17 protein-coding genes are annotated in these 17599 nt (G+C 51.3%); 2 read left to right on the plus strand and 15 right to left on the minus strand.

Annotation, left to right across the window (positions count from 1 at the left end):
- Nucleotides 1-6: 6 nt before the first annotated feature.
- The 4 genes from ACESOH_RS01220 to purM all read right to left on the minus strand — a co-directional run bounded on the left by ACESOH_RS01220 (nt 7) and on the right by purM (nt 3339).
- Entirely contained in the window at nt 7-948 is a 942-nt protein-coding gene (locus ACESOH_RS01220; RefSeq protein WP_373099155.1) for a peptidylprolyl isomerase, read from the minus strand.
- A gap of 68 nt (nt 949-1016) precedes the next feature.
- Nucleotides 1017-1559, minus strand: coding sequence for a bifunctional pyr operon transcriptional regulator/uracil phosphoribosyltransferase PyrR (gene pyrR, locus ACESOH_RS01225; protein WP_032092467.1), 543 nt, complete (start codon nt 1557-1559; stop codon nt 1017-1019).
- Between the two features lie 104 nt (nt 1560-1663).
- The gene (purN, locus tag ACESOH_RS01230) at nt 1664-2302 is read right to left on the minus strand and encodes a phosphoribosylglycinamide formyltransferase (protein ID WP_032092466.1); all 639 of its coding nucleotides are present in this window, start codon (nt 2300-2302) and stop codon (nt 1664-1666) included.
- Nucleotides 2302-3339: a phosphoribosylformylglycinamidine cyclo-ligase gene (gene purM, locus ACESOH_RS01235; protein ID WP_373099157.1), complete on the minus strand. Its 1038-nt coding sequence runs from the start codon at nt 3337-3339 to the stop codon at nt 2302-2304. Before purM ends, purN begins: the two co-directional genes overlap by 1 nt.
- A gap of 227 nt (nt 3340-3566) precedes the next feature.
- Between purM and ACESOH_RS01240 the strand changes: the two genes are divergently transcribed.
- Complete coding sequence (locus ACESOH_RS01240; protein ID WP_373099159.1) at nt 3567-4037, plus strand: surface-adhesin E family protein; 471 nt, start codon at nt 3567-3569, stop codon at nt 4035-4037.
- 74 nt (nt 4038-4111) lie between these two features.
- Here ACESOH_RS01240 and ACESOH_RS01245 read toward each other — a convergent pair whose 3' ends face one another.
- The 5 genes from ACESOH_RS01245 to ACESOH_RS01265 all read right to left on the minus strand — a co-directional run bounded on the left by ACESOH_RS01245 (nt 4112) and on the right by ACESOH_RS01265 (nt 9438).
- On the minus strand, nt 4112-4834 hold the full coding sequence (locus ACESOH_RS01245) for a TerC family protein (protein ID WP_032092463.1): 723 nt from the start codon (nt 4832-4834) through the stop codon (nt 4112-4114).
- Between the two features lie 70 nt (nt 4835-4904).
- Nucleotides 4905-5570 carry a DNA mismatch repair endonuclease MutH gene (gene mutH, locus ACESOH_RS01250; RefSeq protein WP_373099161.1) on the minus strand — a complete coding sequence of 222 codons (666 nt, stop codon included), beginning with the start codon at nt 5568-5570 and terminating at the stop codon, nt 4905-4907.
- An 11-nt stretch (nt 5571-5581) separates the two neighbouring features.
- Complete coding sequence (locus ACESOH_RS01255) at nt 5582-6121, minus strand: methylated-DNA--[protein]-cysteine S-methyltransferase (RefSeq protein WP_373099163.1); 540 nt, start codon at nt 6119-6121, stop codon at nt 5582-5584.
- Nucleotides 6122-6186: 65 nt separating this feature from the next.
- Nucleotides 6187-7563, minus strand: coding sequence for an outer membrane protein transport protein (locus tag ACESOH_RS01260; protein WP_373099165.1), 1377 nt, complete (start codon nt 7561-7563; stop codon nt 6187-6189).
- 213 nt (nt 7564-7776) lie between these two features.
- Nucleotides 7777-9438 carry a putative transporter gene (locus ACESOH_RS01265; protein WP_373099167.1) on the minus strand — a complete coding sequence of 554 codons (1662 nt, stop codon included), beginning with the start codon at nt 9436-9438 and terminating at the stop codon, nt 7777-7779.
- A 206-nt stretch (nt 9439-9644) separates the two neighbouring features.
- Between ACESOH_RS01265 and ACESOH_RS01270 the strand changes: the two genes are divergently transcribed.
- Complete coding sequence (locus ACESOH_RS01270; RefSeq protein WP_373099169.1) at nt 9645-11432, plus strand: ABC transporter ATP-binding protein/permease; 1788 nt, start codon at nt 9645-9647, stop codon at nt 11430-11432.
- Between the two features lie 71 nt (nt 11433-11503).
- On the opposite strand, the gene hslU is transcribed toward ACESOH_RS01270, so the two are convergent.
- From hslU to ACESOH_RS01300, 6 genes are all read right to left on the minus strand, one after another.
- Nucleotides 11504-12835: an ATP-dependent protease ATPase subunit HslU gene (gene hslU / locus ACESOH_RS01275; RefSeq protein WP_373099171.1), complete on the minus strand. Its 1332-nt coding sequence runs from the start codon at nt 12833-12835 to the stop codon at nt 11504-11506.
- Nucleotides 12836-12874: 39 nt separating this feature from the next.
- Entirely contained in the window at nt 12875-13399 is a 525-nt protein-coding gene (gene hslV / locus ACESOH_RS01280) for an ATP-dependent protease subunit HslV (protein WP_373099173.1), read from the minus strand.
- A 123-nt stretch (nt 13400-13522) separates the two neighbouring features.
- Entirely contained in the window at nt 13523-14410 is an 888-nt protein-coding gene (gene ubiA, locus ACESOH_RS01285; RefSeq protein ID WP_032092455.1) for a 4-hydroxybenzoate octaprenyltransferase, read from the minus strand.
- Between the two features lie 51 nt (nt 14411-14461).
- Nucleotides 14462-15868 (minus strand): ABC transporter ATP-binding protein, encoded by a 1407-nt coding sequence (locus tag ACESOH_RS01290; RefSeq protein WP_373099175.1) that lies wholly within the window; start codon nt 15866-15868, stop codon nt 14462-14464.
- A complete protein-coding gene (locus ACESOH_RS01295) occupies nt 15868-16656 on the minus strand; it encodes an ABC transporter permease (RefSeq protein ID WP_032092453.1) in 789 nt (262 codons plus the stop codon). The genes ACESOH_RS01290 and ACESOH_RS01295 overlap by 1 nt, the downstream gene beginning before the upstream one ends.
- On the minus strand, nt 16653-17594 hold the full coding sequence (locus ACESOH_RS01300) for an ABC transporter permease (RefSeq protein WP_373099850.1): 942 nt from the start codon (nt 17592-17594) through the stop codon (nt 16653-16655). The genes ACESOH_RS01295 and ACESOH_RS01300 overlap by 4 nt, the downstream gene beginning before the upstream one ends.
- Nucleotides 17595-17599 lie beyond the last annotated feature (5 nt).

The following is a 17599-nucleotide window of genomic DNA, read 5'->3' on the forward strand; positions in this document are numbered from 1 at the left end:
TGCCGATTAGTTGAAATATTTGATTTCCGCATGTTTACGCAGCGCGCTGACCCAGTCTTTGGAGGCGCTTTGCAGCTGCTGATTAACCAGCTGTTCGTAGGCTTTCTGCATATAGGCATCCTGCGTGCGGTCGCCCTGACGGGTGTCGGTCACTTCCAGAATATGCCAGCCGAATTCGGTTTTAAACGGCGCGGAAATCGTGCCCTGTTTGGTAGTTTGAATGGTTTTGCCGAACGCCCCGACATAGGCTTCAGGAAAGGCAAAACCCAAATTACCGCCGTTGGCGCCGGACAGATAATCTTTCGAATACTTTAACGCCGCATCGGCAAAACTGATTTTACCGGCGATAATATCGGCCCGAATCTGATTAAGCTGCGCTTTTGCCTGCGCATCGTTTAATAACGGATTTAATTTCAAAAGAATATGGCGCACCTGATATTCCGTACCGGTGACTTTCTTTTCCGTGCCCGTTTCTTTCGCCTGTTTCAGCATTTTTTGTCCCAGCGCCTGCACTTCCTCACGGGTGATGTCAACGCTTTTGCCGATCGCCTGATTGCGTACTTCCGCCATCAGCAGCTGATTAGCGATCTGGCGGCGATAATGCTGATAGCTGATGCCCTGATAATCCAGCGCATCCAGCAGCTGACCGAAAGTCAGGCCGTTTTGAGCGGCGATGCCTTCAATAATCTGATCCACCTTGGCATCACTGACTTTCACGCCGGATTCTTTAATCGCCTGATTCACCAGCATATCGTCGATAATCGAATTAAGCGCCGCTTGGCGATTAGTTTCTGTATTCGCCCGTTTGCCCAAAGCCTGTTTTACCTGACTTTCCAGAATCGGCGCACCGTTTACCGTCGCCACGACGCGCTCCGCCGCCTGTGCGGAGGAAATCATCAGTAAACCGATGATACTCAGAAAAAACGCTCTTAAATTCAATGCTTTCATATCTAGCCCATTCTTCAATTAAAAATTACCATTGTTAGAGTATTAATTCCTAAAAAGGTTCCGCCGATTTACGGAGAAATCAGCGCCACTTCATAGCAGTTATCGAATTTCATGGTACGCACCTGCACCTTTTCGCTGCGGCTGGTCGGTACGTTTTTTCCCACATAATCCGCCCGGATCGGCAGCTCGCGATGGCCGCGATCGACAAAGATCACCAGTTCCACTTTCGCCGCCCGCCCGAAATCGATCAACGCATCCAGCGCGGCACGGATTGTCCGCCCGGTAAACAGCACATCATCAATTAAAATCACCGTTTTATTCTGTATGCTGATATAGTCGGAAGCGCCGCTATATACCGGCGACTGGCTTTGCGGTTCCACATATTCGAGATCATCGCGGTAAAAGGTAATATCCAGATCAATGGAAGGCAATTGCGCACCGGTCAGATCAGCGATTTTACGTTTAATCAGCTCTGCAATTTCCGCCCCGCGACGCTTTACGCCGACAATCACCAGATCACTTAAATCCTGATGTTTTTCAATAATTTCATGGGCAATGCGCGAGATGGTACGCATAAACCGGTTTTCATCAATAATAATTTTTTCCGCCATTACGATATCCTGCCAAAAACAATAAAAAACAGCTGCTACTATAGCAAAAATTATCAAAAAAATGACCGCACTTAAGCAAAAAAAATCTCAGTCGTACTGAGATTCTATTCGCCGGCATAACCTTCGGCGGGTAACGGACAACCGTCCAGATAAGCCTTGTCGCCGACCAGCTGTAAACGCCCGTCAACAAACCATTTCACCACCAAGGGATAAATTTGCAGCTCCTGACTTTTTACCCGTTGCTCGATCTCCGCCACGCCGTCAGCCGGAAAAATCGGCACTTTTGCCTGTAGCACCACCGCGCCGCCGTCCACCTGTTCATTGACAAAATGCACCGTGGTGCCGTGTTCGCACTCACCGGCATCCAATGCCTGCCGATAGGTATTCAGCCCGGGATATTTCGGCAGCAGCGAGGGGTGAATATTCAGAATTTTACCGGCAAAACGGCGGGTGAACGATGCGCTCAGAATTTTCATATAACCGGCCAGTACGATTAAATCTGCGCCCAGCGATTCGATATAATCGCCGATCGCCTCATCTTGCGCGCCGCCGTCGGCATAGTCTTTGGCTAAGAAAACTCGGGTCGGAATTGCGGCCTGCGCGGCGCGGGTTAAACCGAACGCTTTGGCTTTATTACTGATTACCGCACAGATTTCCGCTTCGATCCGGCCGGACTGACAGGCATCGATCATAGCCTGTAAATTCAGTCCCTGTCCGGAAATTAATACGACGATTTTTTTCATCAGCGGATGACGACCTGCGCCTCACCGTCGGTGGCATGTTCGATCCGTCCGATCTGCCATGCCTGCTCACCGGCCTGATTGAGTAAGGCGATTGCGGTTTCCACATCTTCCTGCGGCAGTGCAATAATCATGCCCACCCCGCAGTTAAAGGTGCGATACATTTCATAACGGTCGATATTGCCTTGCTCCTGCAACCAGTTGAAAATCGGCGGCCACTGCCAGCTTTGCTCGTCGATCACCGCTTTCATTGAGGCCGGCAATACGCGCGGGATGTTCTCCCAGAAGCCGCCGCCGGTCAGATGCGCAATCGCATGCACATTGGCATGTTTAATCAATTGCAGCACCGATTTCACATAAATCCGGGTCGGCGCCATGACCTGCTCGGCGAACGGTTTGCCCGCCAGCTGCTCCTGCGCCGGATTAATGCCCGCCACTTCGATTACTTTACGGATCAGCGAATAACCGTTGGAATGCGGCCCGCTTGAGGCCAGCGCTACCAAGGCGTCGCCGGCTTTCACCTGCGTGCCGTCGATAATATCCGCTTTTTCCACCACGCCAACACAGAAACCCGCCAAATCATAATCGCCCGCATGATACATGCCCGGCATTTCCGCCGTTTCGCCGCCCACCAAGGCGCAGCCGGCCTGTTCACAACCGTCGGCAATGCCTTTGACGACACTTGCCGCCACATCAACCTCCAGCTTGCCGGTGGCGTAATAATCTAGGAAAAACAACGGCTCGGCGCCCTGCACCACTAAATCGTTCACACACATCGCCACCAGATCGATACCGATTGTGTCGTGTTTGTTCAGATCAATGGCAAGGCGTAATTTGGTTCCTACCCCGTCAGTGCCCGATACCAGAATCGGCTCCTTGTATTTGCTCGGCAATGCGCATAAAGCACCGAAACCGCCAAGGCCGCCGATCACTTCCGGACGCGTCGTGCGTTTCACATCGGCTTTAATTTTTTCCACTAACGCATTTCCCGCATTAATGTCCACACCGGCATCTTTATAACTTAAGGATTGTTCACTCACGATTGTATTTCCTATTGATTTGTTGAGGTAAATAAACCCGCGCATTGTATCACGGCATCGCAATCGTTTGCGATATTTTTGTGCCGCGCACCGGATTTTTTCTCCGCCGCCGGCATAAACACGCCGCGGCCGTTGTGCGCCGGCCATTTTTCAGTTAGAAATTCACGGCAAAATATGCCACAATAAAGCAACCTTAGTCGTCAGTATTAAGGCTTAAGGAGCTCAAAATGAAAAAAATAAATCTCGCGTTAAGTCTTGTCTTATTAGCCGCCTGTTCCGCCCAGACACCGCCCGTACAACATGCCGAAGTCGCACTGGTTCCGCCCCATATAGTCAAATCGGGCTACCTGAAACTGGCGCAGGATGCAGAATATTACGTCGATACCTCATCAATCTGGGTGGATAACGAAGATAAACGGCTGGTGCATTTCGACGCCGTGATCAATTCCGACAAAGGGCTTTTCGTTTATAAAGACAGACCCGAACTTTACGCCAAATCCATCCGTCAGTATAAAATTCTGAACTGCGAAACCCACCGCCTGACACAGATAAGAACCGATTACTACACGGAATTCTGGGGCGACGGTATCCGCGCGGCACCGAAACGGCAGGAAAAATATACCGTTACGCTGAAAAAGAATTCATCGCTTTATGTACTCAGTCAGGTCATCTGCGCCAATATTCACCGCAGCTGGTAACAAGGCGTGAGCATGCGCCGGTGCGGTGCGAAAAGTGCGGTCAAAATCACCGCACTTTTTTTGTATTTCGCTTATCAGGGTTTTGCAATCAAGCGTTTGCGCATTTTGATGTTGATCATCTCGACCACCACCGAGAAGCCCATGGCAAAGTAGATATAACCTTTCGGAATATGGAAATCCAGACCTTCGCCGATAAGCGCCACGCCCACCAGTATCAAAAACGACAGCGCCAGCACTTTCAGCGTCGGGTGGCTTTCCACAAAATCCCCAATCGGTTTTGCCGCGATCATCATCACGCCGACGGCCAGCACAATGGCAATAATCATCACTTCAAGATGATTGGCCATGCCCACCGCGGTAATCACAGAATCCAGCGAAAACACAATATCCAGAATGGCGATTTGCGCCAAGATACTGAAAAAGTTCGCCTGTTTTTTTACCGTTTGCCCGCCGTCCTCTTCCGGCAGCATGGCGTGATGAATCTCATGGGTACTTTTCGCCACCAGAAACAGCCCGCCGAGCAATAAAATTAAATCGCGCCCGGAAATTTCCTGCTCCAGCACCACAAACAGCGGCGTTGTCAGCTTCATCAGCCAGGAAAGCGACAGCAACAGCAAAATCCGGGTTCCCATCGCCAGCGCCAGCCCGAGAAGCCGTCCCGACTGGCGTTGACGCTGCGGTAAACGGGAAACTAAAATACTGATAAATATAATATTATCAATCCCTAATACGATCTCAAGCGCAGTCAGCGTCAACAACGCGATCCAAGCTTCCGGCGTTGCCATCCATTCAAACATAATTAAGTTCCTATGCGAAAAAATAAGCTGCAAATCTTATACGCTTGCAGCCGAAATGAAAAGCTGAAAATCAGCTTGTTACGAAAAATTGCTGCAAAATCTCCGCGGTAAATTCTTTGCGCAGATAAAACCCCAGCGGCAGGGTATCGATAATTTCTCCGTGTTTACCGATGCCTTGGGTCAGCGCCCGGCTATTGGCGCCTTTCGGGCGCAGCTGCATCACTTCGCCCAAACGGGCGTTGACCCGTGCAATATCGCCCAGCACGATATAATCCATCAGCTCTTCCCAATCCCGGCGCAGGCGCCGTTCCTGTTCTGCCGAAGGCTGCCACAGAATCGGGCTGCCGATATGCCGCCGGGCAAGCGGAATCGCCCGCGCGCCCTCAACCGGGATCCACAACACTTTAGACAGTTTATGTCTGACATGGGAATGTTCCCAGGTAATGCCGCTGTTGCGGATCAACGGTGCCAGACTGACGAACGTGGTTTCCAGCGGCTTGCCCTGAGCATTAACCGGAATGGTTTTTAATTCAATTCCTAAATGGCTGAAATCCTGTTCGGCTTTGCTGCCGGCACTGGCGCCCAGCGCGCTTTCGATCAGCATCCCGACCCAGCCTTTGTGCCGTTTCAGATCGCGCGGCACAGGCAGATGCAACTCCGCCGCCAGTTCAGCGAAAGTCAGACCGGCAATTTCCCTTGCGCGCCGTAATAATTCCTGTTCGTTATGCGGGATCATAAAAAGTGCGGTCAGATTTTATATTTTTTTAATAATTTCTGCTTCACATACTCCACGCCTTTATCTTTATAGTCGATATGTTCGAGCTGCAATAAAAAGCGTTTCGCCGGTAGGCCGCCGCCGAACCCGGTCAGCGCCCGGTCTTTCCCCAACACCCGGTGGCAGGGAATAATAATACTGATCGGATTGCTGCCCACCGCACCGCCGACTGCGCGCACCGCATTAGGATTGTTGATCTGCTGTGCCAGCGCTCCGTAAGTCGAGGTTTGACCGTAAGCAATGTGACGCAGCGCCTGCCAGATACGCTGCTGAAACGCGGTGCCTTGCGGTGCCAGCGGAATATGCGAAAAATCTTCCCTTTCACCGTTAAAATAACGGCTTAACGCCTGTTTCACCTGCATAAAGAGCGGTAAGTTTTGCTTGAGAATCCATTTTGAGTTGGGCGCGATTTGTTCACATTCAAAATCCAGATTGGTCAGTTGATCCTGCCGCCCGAGCATAAGCAAACGCCCTACCGGCGAATCAAAATAGCAATAATAGAGTTCGTCCATTGCACTTTCTCCAATAAAAAAGCCTATCCGAAGACAGGCTCTATTATCGTATATTTTGTGGTTGATTAGAAACTATAATTCAGATTCAAACCATACAGATTGGCGGTCGCTTTTGAATGATAGTTCGCCTCAACCGTCACTAAACCGCCGGCCAGCGACTGCTTCTCGGTAAAGTTAAGTTTTTTGCCGCGCAAGTGAGCAAAGCCGAAATCAACCGAAAGATTCGGGGTGAATTTATAGGTCGCACCGACGCTGTACCAAGTACGATCGGTATCCGGAATCGCCGCGCTGGCATATGGTGTTAAAGCCGCCGCCTGATCATAAGCAATCCCCGCACGCAGCGTCAGGTTGTCATTAAGTTCGTAAGTCGCCCCTAATGCAATACGCGAACTGTCATCATATTCTTCGTCTTTATGGAAGGCCAAATCGCCGTTATTGTAGGTTGCATGCAGATTTTTCAACCGGCTCCATTTACTGTATTTATAGCTGTAATGCATGGCAAAACGCTCGGTCAACTGATGAAAACCGGAAATTTCCAGATAACTTGGTAAATGCAGAATCAAACCGCCTTCACCGACATAGGCCTGTGTGCCGAGCGGTAAGTAACTGCTTGCGGTGTTGTCTTTAAAATCAATATCTAATTTGGAGTGATAGGCGATACCGATACGGTTGCCGGCATTAAATTCATATAACGCGCCCACATTCCAGCCGAACGCCCACGCATTTTTATCTTCTAGTCGGGTCACGACCGTGCTTTTATCAATATTAACGCCGATAGACGAGGCTTGTTGGGCTAATCCCGCATACGGGCTGCTTGCCGGAATAATGATCGCGACATTATCCAGTGCGGTATCTAAAATACCGGCGGTTCTTTCCACTTTCGCCCGCGCATAAACGGCATTTACTCCGGCACCGACGCTGAATCCCTGAGACACGCGGTATGAACCGCTTAAGTTTAAATTCACCGCACTTAATTCGGTTTTACCGCCGAATACACCGGCATCATAATTTTCGTCATATTCGCTTTTTAAGCCGAAGTTGACGTTCATACCGCCGCCGATCGCAAATTTATCGTTTATCGGTGCAACAAAATACAGATTAGGTATAAACGAGCCGGATACCACATCACCATTATCCGCACTGCCTTTCGCAATCGTTCCTAAATTCGCGCTTTTCGCCGCAACATCGCCGCTCATTCGGATTTTGGAATCAATATAAACGCCGCCGGCGGAAAACTGATTGGTTTTGAACAGGCTCATTAACGCCGGATTGGTAGCGACCACGGACGCATTATCCGCCATGGCGGCTTCCCCGGCATAAGCGCGTCCCAGTCCCACTGAGGAAATTTCTGCCAATTGGAATGCGGCGGCCGACGCCCCGCCGGCGGCAGTTAATAATAAAGAAGAGAGTAAAGTTTGAGTAAAAATGCTAGGTTTTGTCATTTTAGAGCCTTGTAATAGGGTTTTTATCAAAAAAAATCCGTCCGATTGTAAATAAACCCTTGATAGGGCGCAAACTAATTTTAAGTTCCGAAGAAAGTAATCCGACCAGTGACCCGACCATATCGCCCCGATCAAGCAAACGTTTGCCAAAAAAGAAAAAATTATTCCCGCACATTGGTACGGGAATACGGATAAATCCGAACGAAAGTCAGATTACAGGAACGTCCACAATAAAATGGCGAGCAGCTGCGGTGAAATAATACGCAGGAACATCACCAGCGGATACACCGTCGCATAGGAAAGTGCGGCCGCGCCGCTGTCTTCTTTGATTGCATTGGCGAACGCCAGTGCCGGCGGATCGGTCATGGAACCCGCCAATAGACCGCATAATGTCAGGTAATTTAAACGCATATAAAGCCGGGCGATAATCGCCACCGCCATCAGCGGAATAAAGGTAATCAGAATGCCGTACCCCATCCATTCCAGACCGGCGCCGTTGACTAAGGTATCGACGAAATTGCCGCCGGATTTCAGCCCCACCACGGCGAGGAACAACACAATACCGATTTCGCGCAAAGCCAGGTTGGCACTTGGCGGCATAAACCAATACAGTTTACCTACGCTGCCGATTCGCGCCAGAATCAGGGCGACCACTAACGGCCCGCCGGCCAAACCGAGTTTGAGCGCCACCGGAAATCCCGGAATGTAAAACGGCACGGAACCCAGCAACACACCCAGCCCGATACCGATAAAGACCGGCAGCATTTGTACATGTTGCAATTTCTGCTGCGCATTACCGATAATCGCAATGGCATTGCCGATTACATCGCTGCGCCCGACCACATGCAACACGTCACCGAATTGCAACGCGGTGTTGGCCGTCGGCACCAGTTCCACCCCGGCACGGTTCAAACGGGAAATCACCACACCGTATTTCTGGTGAATGCCCAGCGATTTGATTTTCTTGCCCAGCACTTTTTCATTGGTGACGACAATGCGTTCGGAGCGTAAATCGCCGCTGGTAAAGGTGGAATTCGGCAGATTACTTTCTTCACCGATGATAATTTTCATTTTTTTCAGCGCACCGGCCTCACCCACCAGATGCAGCAGATCATCAAGGAAAATCTCGGTATCCGCTTTCGGCACGCTGACATTTTCCCCCCGTTTCAGACGGGAGCAAACCACATCTTTGTTATCAAACCCCGGAATATCGACCAAACGTAAGCCGTCAAGATTAACGTTCGTAACCTTAATATTCATCGAACGCAGGCTTTCTTTGTCCTGCCCGCTGTCTTTGCGGAATTTCGCCGCTTCGTCTTCCACTTTAATTTTAAAGAATAAGCGAACCAGCCACATCGTCAGCAAAATGCCGCAAATCCCGAACGGATAAGCCACCGCATACGCCATCCCCATGGTGCCCTGCGCCTGTAGCATACCCAGTTCGTCTAAAATCTGCTGTCCTGCCCCTAATGCCGGCGTATTGGTCACCGCACCGGAATAGATCCCCAGAATAATATCCAGCGGAATATCCGCCACTTTATATAAAGCAACGACGCTTGCCGCCCCCAGTATGACAATCAAGGCCGCCAGTCCGTTTAATTTCAGCCCCGATTCGCGCAGCGAAGCAAAAAAACCCGGCCCCACCTGAATACCAATGGTATAAACAAACAGAATCAGACCGAATTCCTGAATAAAATGCAGAGTATGCTCATCCAGTTTTACGCCGTACTGATTCATAAAATGGGCAACGATTATCCCCCCGAAAAGCACCCCGCCGATGCCAAGTCCCACACCACGAATTTTCCAGTGCCCGATCCACAGTCCGATGACGGCGACGAGCGCAAGAATACTAATGGTGATAGCGATATCACTCATAGTTACCTCTGTTAGCTTAAATTTAAAAAAATGACTGCCGGAAATTATAGCAATCTCCATTTTTAAAAAACCAGCGAATTATAAAAAGTTGAACGTTTATCACATTTTTCTTGATTAATATGCTGTTTTTTTTAACAATATTTGAACAAGTTTTTAAATCGGGCAATTTATCGTCAGATGAATCGCTTTTTTAGTCGGAACAACACATGAACTGGTCGCAAGAACTCGTCACCTCATTACTTTGGATCGTCAAAAGTCTTATTATTACAGGCATTATTTTTTCCCTCCTACTTTATATTTTAGCCAGAACGACCCGCTGGGCGCATCAGTTCTGGTTACTGGCACAAGGCTATCTGTCACCGAAAAACAGCCTAAAGCCGTTGTGTTATTTTTTCGTTATTATCGCCTTTAATTTACTGTCCGTGCGGCTGGATATTTTATTTTCCAGCTGGTACAACGCCATGTACAGCGCCTTGCAGGAAATCAATGCCGAGGTCTTCTGGCAGCAGATGATCATCTTTTCGGTTCTGGCCGGCATACATGTGGTCAATGTTCTGTTTACTTATTATCTGACCCAGCGCTTTACCATTCAGTGGCGTATCTGGCTGAATGCCAATATGCTGGATAAATGGACGACCAATCAGGCCTATTACAAAGCCCAGTTTTTGTCTAATCAGTTGGATAACCCCGATCAGCGCATCCAGCAGGATGTGCAGTCCTATGTGTCTGAATCGCTGGGCTTTGCCACCGGCGTGATTTCCTCATCCGTCTCCTTGGTGGCATTTACCGTCATTTTATGGAATCTGTCCGGCCCGATGACCATCGGCGGCGTAGAAATTCCGCATATGATGGTGTTTTTAGTGTTTATTTATGTTCTGATCGGCAGTATCTTCGCCTTTAAAATCGGACGCCCGTTAATCCGGCTGAATTTTATTAACGAACGGCTCAACGCCAACTACCGTTATTCACTGATTCGTCTGAAAGAATATGCCGAAAGCATTGCGTTTTACCGCGGCGAAAAAATGGAAAAAAGCACGCTGCTGCGCCAGTTTGACAAAGTGATCGACAATGTCTGGCACATCGTGTACCGCAGCCTGAAATTATCCGGCTTCAACCTGCTGGTTTCGCAGGTATCGGTGATTTTCCCCCTGGCGATTCAGGCTGTCCGCTATTTCAGCCAACAAATCAAACTGGGCGATATGATGCAGACCGCACAGGCGTTCGGCAAAGTGGAAAGCGCGCTGTCTTTTTATCGTAACGCTTATGACAGTTTTACCGCCTACCGCGCGGTGCTGGATCGTCTGACCGGTTTTCACACTGCGATTATGGATACCAATCAACCGTCCAAAGTGGCAATGCGTGATACTGCCGGCAGCGTATTTTTCAGCGATCTGGATGTCAACACGCCGGACGGTCAAACCTTAATCCGTGCCCTCAATGTGCAACTGGCGGCGGGAACAAGACTGCTTATTCAGGGGCAATCCGGCGCGGGAAAAACCACCTTATTGCGCACCGCCGCGGGGTTATGGCCGTATTCGCAAGGCACCGTCGGCCGCCCGCAGCATAGCGCCTTGTTTTTATCGCAGAAACCTTATCTGCCGCAGGGGCGACTGATTGATGCGCTTTATTACCCGGATACGACGCCGCCATCTGCGGACATACGGCAAGCCGCCGAGCTGCTGCGCCGCGTCAGTTTAGCCCATCTGGCGGATAAACTGACACAGCCAAACGACTGGAGCCGCGTGCTGTCTCTCGGCGAACAGCAGCGTCTGGCATTTGCCCGCTTGCTGTTGCATAAACCTGCCGTCGCGTTTTTGGACGAAGCCACCGCCAGTCTGGACGAAGGGCTGGAAGACGCCATGTACCGGCTGTTAATCGCCGAACTGCCGCAGACCACTATTATCAGCGTAGGACACCGCACCACTCTGCGTCAGCATCACCAACAGCATTTACATCTCAACCCCGATCAAAGCTGGCAGCTGACCAGCCTCTAAGCCGGATAAAAAAGTGCGGTGAAAAAAATAAAAATTTCCACCGCACTTTTGTTATACGAAAGATTTCAACCCTACAGAATAAACCGGCTGAGATCTTCGTTTTCCACCACATCGCCCAGTGCGTCTTTTACATAGGCGGCATCGATCGTCACTTGCTGGCCGGTCATATCGCTGGCGTTAAAGGAAATTTTATCCATTAAGCGTTCCATCACCGTATGCAGCCGGCGGGCACCGATATTTTCGGTTTTCTCGTTCACCCGGAACGCCGCTTCGGCAATGGTTTTGATCGCATCTTCGGTAAAGTCGATATGCACCCCTTCGGTTGCCATTAACGCCTTATATTGCTCGGTTAAGGAGGCGTTCGGCTCGGTCAGAATACGCTCGAAATCTTTCGCGGTTAAGGCGGAAAGTTCCACCCGAATCGGCAAACGCCCCTGTAATTCCGGGATCAAATCCGACGGACGCGCCACCTGAAAGGCGCCGGAGGCAATAAACAGAATATGATCGGTTTTGACCATACCGTGTTTGGTGTTGATGGTCGAACCTTCCACCAACGGCAGTAAATCCCGCTGCACCCCTTCGCGCGAAACATCGGCGCCGCTGTATTCGCCTTTTTTACAGATTTTGTCAATTTCGTCGATAAACACGATGCCGTTTTGTTCCACCGCGTCGATCGCTTTTTGTTTCAGCTCTTCCGGATTGATCAGTTTCGCCGCTTCATCGTCGATTAACACTTTCAGCGCGTCCTTAATCTTCATTTTGCGTTTTTTGGTTTGTCCGCTGGACAAATTCTGAAACATGGACTGTAGCTGATTGGTCATATCTTCCATGCCCGGCGGCGCCATAATCTCGACGCCCATGGACGGCAGCGCCACATCAACATCGATTTCCCGCTCGTCCAGCTGGCCTTCGCGTAATTTTTTACGGAAAACCTGACGGGTATTGCTGTGATTATCATGGTTTTCCACTTCGCCCCACTGATTTTTTGCCGGCGGCAACAGCGCATCCAGAATGCGATCTTCCGCGGCTTCTTCCGCACGAAAACGATTTTTTTCGATCTCGCTCTGGCGCACCAGTTTCATGGCGCTGTCGGTTAAATCGCGGATAATCGAATCCACTTCTTTACCCACATAGCCCACTTCGGTAAATTTTGTGGCTTCCACTTTAATAAACGGCGCGTTCGCCAGTTTTGCCAGACGGCGCGCGATTTCGGTTTTCCCCACCCCGGTCGGGCCGATCATCAAAATGTTTTTCGGGGTGACTTCATGGCGCAGCGGCTCTTCCAGCTGCATTCTGCGCCAGCGGTTGCGCAGGGCGATGGCGACCGCTCTTTTGGCGTCCGCCTGCCCAATAATGTGTTGATCCAGTTCGGATACGATTTCACGAGGTGTCATTTCAGACATAATCAATTCCTTTGTTGCTCTATTGTCGATGCGTTGCGCTTAAGGCAATTCTTCAATGGTGTGGTGCTGATTGGTAAACACGCAGATATCGCCGGCGATGGTTAAGGATTTTTCCACGATTTCGCGTGCCGACAGATCGGTGTTCGCCACCAGCGCACGGGCGGCGGACAGGGCGTAATTGCCGCCCGAACCGATAGCCAGAATCTGATCGTCTTCCGGCTGTACCACATCGCCGATACCGGTAATAATCAGACTTTCCGTCTCATCGGCGACAATCAGCATCGCCTCCAGTTTGCGCAACGTGCGGTCGGTGCGCCAATCTTTGGCTAATTCCACCGCACTTTTTAATAAATGCCCCTGATGCATTTCCAGCTTGCGTTCAAACAGTTCAAACAGGGTAAAGGCATCCGCCGTACCGCCGGCAAAACCCGCCAGCACTTTATTATGGTACAGCCGGCGCACTTTGCGCGCGTTGCCCTTCATTACGGTATTGCCGAGCGAAACCTGACCGTCGCCGCCGACCACCACTTTACCGTTGCGGCGTACACTGACTATTGTCGTCATATTGTTTTCCTTCTGTAACTTGAGACTTGCCGTGATATATGCGGTTGGCGGGCGCCGGTTTCAAGGCGAACGGGCAAATATTTTCCGCCCGCCGTTTTGATGGGCGCAATATCCGTAATCCGATCAGCCGATTAAGGGGAAAGAGGAGGAGCCGAAAACGCCCGCCAGAACGGCGATAAAAACCGTCATGCCGAAATAGTTGTTATTCAGAAAGGCTTTGAAACAGTCTTCGCGGGTGCGGTTTTTGGTCAGCTTGCATTGATAAATAAAAAACAGCGCGGCAAAAAACAGCAAAATAAAATACCCCTGCGCAAGACCGGCGAGATAACCGACGGCAATCAGCGCCGACAGCGCGATAAACTGCAATAATGCGATGATTTTATTATCATATTGGGCGAATAAAATCGCGGTGGATTTCACTCCGATGCGCAAATCGTCATCCCTGTCCACCATGGCATATTGGGTGTCGTAAGCCACCGTCCACGCCAGATTGGCGATAAACAGCAGCCAGCATTCCGCCGGCAATCTTTCCAGCACCGCACCGTATGCCATGGGAATCGACCAGCCGAAAGCGGCGCCGAGAAAAAACTGCGGCAGGTGAGTATAACGCTTCATAAACGGATAGATAAACGCCAGCAACACCGCAATCACCGACAGCGCAATGGCGTAATAATTGAGAAACAGCACCAAAACAAAAGCGCACAACACTAACAGGATAAACAGCATTTTGGCTTCCTGCGGTGTTGCGCTGCCGGTTGCCAGCGGGCGTTGTGAGGTGCGCTTGACCTGCCCGTCGATATGCCGATCGGCATAATCATTGATCACGCAGCCCGCCGCGCGCATAAAAATCACGCCGAGGATAAAAATCAGCAATACCGATAAATCCGGCAGCGACTTGGCGGCTAAAAATAACGCCCACAACGTCGGCCAGAGTAACAGCAAGGTTCCGATCGGCTTATCAAGGCGCATCAGTTGCGCATAGGCGGTCAGTTTTGATTTCGATAACGGCATAATTCGATGGCTTCGGTGTAAAATAATGCCGCCATTTTACTGTAAATTCGGTTAAATTTCTTTAACAAACTGATTTAAATCGATAATCCGATGACAATAATGCGCAATTACATGCCGGTCGTGGCTGACGATCACCAACGCGCATTGCAGACAGGCACATTGTGCGGTCAGCAAATCCAGCGTGTCTTTCTGGGTGATGGGATCCAGCCGCGAGGTGACTTCATCGGCAAACAGCAACACGGGGTCAAACAGCAGCGCGCGTAAAATCGCCACCCGTTGCAGCTCACCGCCGGAGACATTTTCCGCCGTCCGTTGCAACAATTGCGGCTCAAGTTTAAGCTGCCGCAACAGCTGAGGAAGCCGGCTGCGATCCAACTGATGTTTATCGATCACATCATCCAGCAACACTTGCAGCGGAATATGCGGCGCAAATGCCGACGGTGGATCCTGATAGAGTTTCAGCACCTGCCGGCGCGCTACGTTTGCCTGCCAGCGGATGCGCCCGAATTCCGGCGCCAGCACACCGCACAGCGCATCACCCAGCGAGCTTTTGCCGATGCCGCTGTCGCCCACCAGCCCAAGCACTTCGCCGCGGCGCAAGGTAAAACTCAGTTCTTCAAACAATTCCCGTTTACCGCGCGCTAACGCCAAATCCTGCACATGCAGCAGCGGCGGCGTCATTAATTGCACTTTTTCCTGCTGCGGCCAGTTGTGCGGTGCGCTGGCAATCAACTGACGGGCATAATCCGAACGCGGTGCGCCCAGCACCTGTTCGGCCGCTCCTTGTTCCAGCAGCTGCCCTTTTTTCATCACCATAATCTGCCCGCCCAGCTGCTCCGCCACGTCAATATCATGAGTGATGGTCAGCAGCGCGCCGCCCTGCCGGGCAATGTGCCGCAATAAGTCGATGACGCTTTGTTTGTTGGCCTCATCCAGCCCTTTGGTCGGTTCGTCGGCAATCATCATATACGCGCCGCCGGCGGTGGCGGCCGCAAAGGCGGCGCGCTGCGCCATACCGCCGGATAATTGGTGCGGATAGGATTTTTCACCTTTTTCCAGCCCAAGTGCGGTCAGTTTTTGCCGTGTTTTTTGTCGCGCCTCGGCAAGGCTGTCCGCCGCGACGAAATACAGACTTTCCCAGATCTGATTAAACACCGTCATGGTCGGATCCAATGAGCGGCTCGGTTCCTGCGCCAGCATTGCCAGCTGTTTGCCCCAATATCGGCGGCGCTGACGGCAGCTTAAAGCGTTACCTTCAATCAATACTTGCCCCTCGGCCACCAGCGCATCCGGCAAAGCGCCCATAATGGCCTGCGCCAACAGACTTTTGCCCGATCCGGTCTCGCCCAGAATGGTCAGATTGGTGCCGGCCGGCAGCTGCAAACTGATCGGTTCGACTAAAGTCACGCCGTTTTTAGTGCGCACGCTGAGCTGTTCGGTCTGAATAAGTAACGTCATTATTTCACTCTCCCCGACATTAACTGAAAACTCAGCACCAGTAAAAACACCACGATAATCGGCAGCATGAAAATATAAGGCGCTTCATAATAATAAGGAAACAGCTCCGTCATCATCAGCCCCAGTTCCGGTATCGGCGGACGCAGTCCGACATTAATAAAGCCCAGCGTCGCCAGCGCCAGCACCGCATTCGCGGCGGAAAAAGCGCTTAAAGTCAGCACCACCGGCGCCAGTTTCGGAAACAGGTGACGTTTGAAACAATACCAGAATCCCATATCCATCAGATAGGAAGACTGAATTTCATTGCTGCCGGCGACGGTTTGCGTCATGGCGCGGATAACGCGGAAAAATTCGACCCACATCACCAGCGCAATGCCCAGGTACAACGACCAGAACGAACCGGGCGCCAGCGCGGCAAACAGCAACACGAACAGCAAACCGGGCAGCGCCATAATCATATTGCACAGAAAGCTGAACAGGCGATCCGTCCAGCCGCCCAGCATGCCGGCCATCACGCCGAACAACAAACCGAAAAACAGGGAACCGCCGACCGACATCACAATCAGCGAAAAAGACAACCGCACGGCCGACGCCAGTCTTGCCAGCATATCGCGCCCCAGATGATCGGTACCCAGCCAGTAAAGTGCGGTCGGTTTTTGCAACGTTTTGTTCAGATTCTGCAACGCCTCGTCCATCGGATAATAGCAGGGCTGTAAATAGGCGAAGGCCAGTAATAAAATCAATAAAAATGCACCGCACTTTTGCGCGCAGGAAAAGGATTGTTTCATCCGCGCAGCCCTCCGTGAACCGTCACCCGCGGATCAATCACCGCGCTTAACATATCCACCAGCATATTCAACAACACAAAAATACCGCCCATAATCAGACAGGTGCCCTGAATCATCGGCACATCGCGCGCAATCACCGCATGCACCAGCGCATGACCGCTGCCCGGCCAGGCAAACAGGCTTTCCACAATCACCACGCCTTCAATCAAATAAACCAACTGCACGGAATGATACGCCAGCACCGGAATGGCCACATTGCGCAGGCCGTGGCGCAGAAAACTGCGCATGTCGGTTAAGCCCTTCAGACGGGAAAACTGATAATAATCGGTATTCATCACCTCCACCAGCGCATGCCGGCTGACCCGAATAGACACCGCACTAAGTCCGAGCGCCAGCGTCAGCGCCGGCAGAATAAAATACTGCCCGCTGCCGTAACCCGCGGCGGGCAGCCATTTTAACCGCACCGCAAACAGGGTGATTAAGCCGATGCCGATAATAAACGCCGGCACGGAACGCAGCAGGGTGCTGAGCAGCAAGGTGAAACGGTCAAACAGACCGTTCGGCTTCCACGCCGCCAGCAATCCCAAAGGCGGGCCGATAAGCAGCGCAAACAACAGCGCAACCAGCGCCAATGCCAGCGTATGCCCGAACTGATGGGCGATTTCATGCCATACCGCCTCCCCGCTGACCAGTGAATTACCCAGTTTCAGCTGCACCAGATCGGTCAGCCAATGCACATAGCTCTGCCACCAGCTTTGATCCAGCCCCAGCTCGGCGCGCACCAGCTCCGCCGCCGCACCGTCGGTTTGATCATAGCCGTAGCGGCTGGCGGCAATGCGGTATGCCATATCCCCCGGCAGACTGCGGGTCAGTAAAAAGGTCAGCGTCCCCACCGACCAAATCACCAGTAAAATCTGCCCTAAACGTTTCGCAATCATATTCA

Source organism: Necropsobacter rosorum (genome assembly GCF_964241405.1).
Classification (GTDB): Bacteria; Pseudomonadota; Gammaproteobacteria; order Enterobacterales; family Pasteurellaceae; genus Necropsobacter; species Necropsobacter rosorum.

Bases quoted from the DNA above. Each gene is read 5' to 3' on its own strand.
- ACESOH_RS01220 (WP_373099155.1), bottom strand. From the start codon at position 948: ATGAAAGCATTGAATTTAAGAGCGTTTTTTCTGAGTATCATCGGTTTA.
- pyrR (WP_032092467.1), bottom strand. From the start codon at position 1,559: ATGGCGGAAAAAATTATTATTGATGAAAACCGGTTTATGCGTACCATC.
- purN (WP_032092466.1), bottom strand. From the start codon at position 2,302: ATGAAAAAAATCGTCGTATTAATTTCCGGACAGGGACTGAATTTACAG.
- ACESOH_RS01240 (WP_373099159.1), top strand. From the start codon at position 3,567: ATGAAAAAAATAAATCTCGCGTTAAGTCTTGTCTTATTAGCCGCCTGT.
- ACESOH_RS01245 (WP_032092463.1), bottom strand. From the start codon at position 4,834: ATGTTTGAATGGATGGCAACGCCGGAAGCTTGGATCGCGTTGTTGACG.
- mutH (WP_373099161.1), bottom strand. From the start codon at position 5,570: ATGATCCCGCATAACGAACAGGAATTATTACGGCGCGCAAGGGAAATT.
- ACESOH_RS01255 (WP_373099163.1), bottom strand. From the start codon at position 6,121: ATGGACGAACTCTATTATTGCTATTTTGATTCGCCGGTAGGGCGTTTG.
- ACESOH_RS01260 (WP_373099165.1), bottom strand. From the start codon at position 7,563: ATGACAAAACCTAGCATTTTTACTCAAACTTTACTCTCTTCTTTATTA.
- ACESOH_RS01265 (WP_373099167.1), bottom strand. From the start codon at position 9,438: ATGAGTGATATCGCTATCACCATTAGTATTCTTGCGCTCGTCGCCGTC.
- ACESOH_RS01270 (WP_373099169.1), top strand. From the start codon at position 9,645: ATGAACTGGTCGCAAGAACTCGTCACCTCATTACTTTGGATCGTCAAA.
- hslU (WP_373099171.1), bottom strand. From the start codon at position 12,835: ATGTCTGAAATGACACCTCGTGAAATCGTATCCGAACTGGATCAACAC.
- hslV (WP_373099173.1), bottom strand. From the start codon at position 13,399: ATGACGACAATAGTCAGTGTACGCCGCAACGGTAAAGTGGTGGTCGGC.
- ubiA (WP_032092455.1), bottom strand. From the start codon at position 14,410: ATGCCGTTATCGAAATCAAAACTGACCGCCTATGCGCAACTGATGCGC.
- ACESOH_RS01290 (WP_373099175.1), bottom strand. From the start codon at position 15,868: ATGACGTTACTTATTCAGACCGAACAGCTCAGCGTGCGCACTAAAAAC.
- ACESOH_RS01295 (WP_032092453.1), bottom strand. From the start codon at position 16,656: ATGAAACAATCCTTTTCCTGCGCGCAAAAGTGCGGTGCATTTTTATTG.
- ACESOH_RS01300 (WP_373099850.1), bottom strand. From the start codon at position 17,594: ATGATTGCGAAACGTTTAGGGCAGATTTTACTGGTGATTTGGTCGGTG.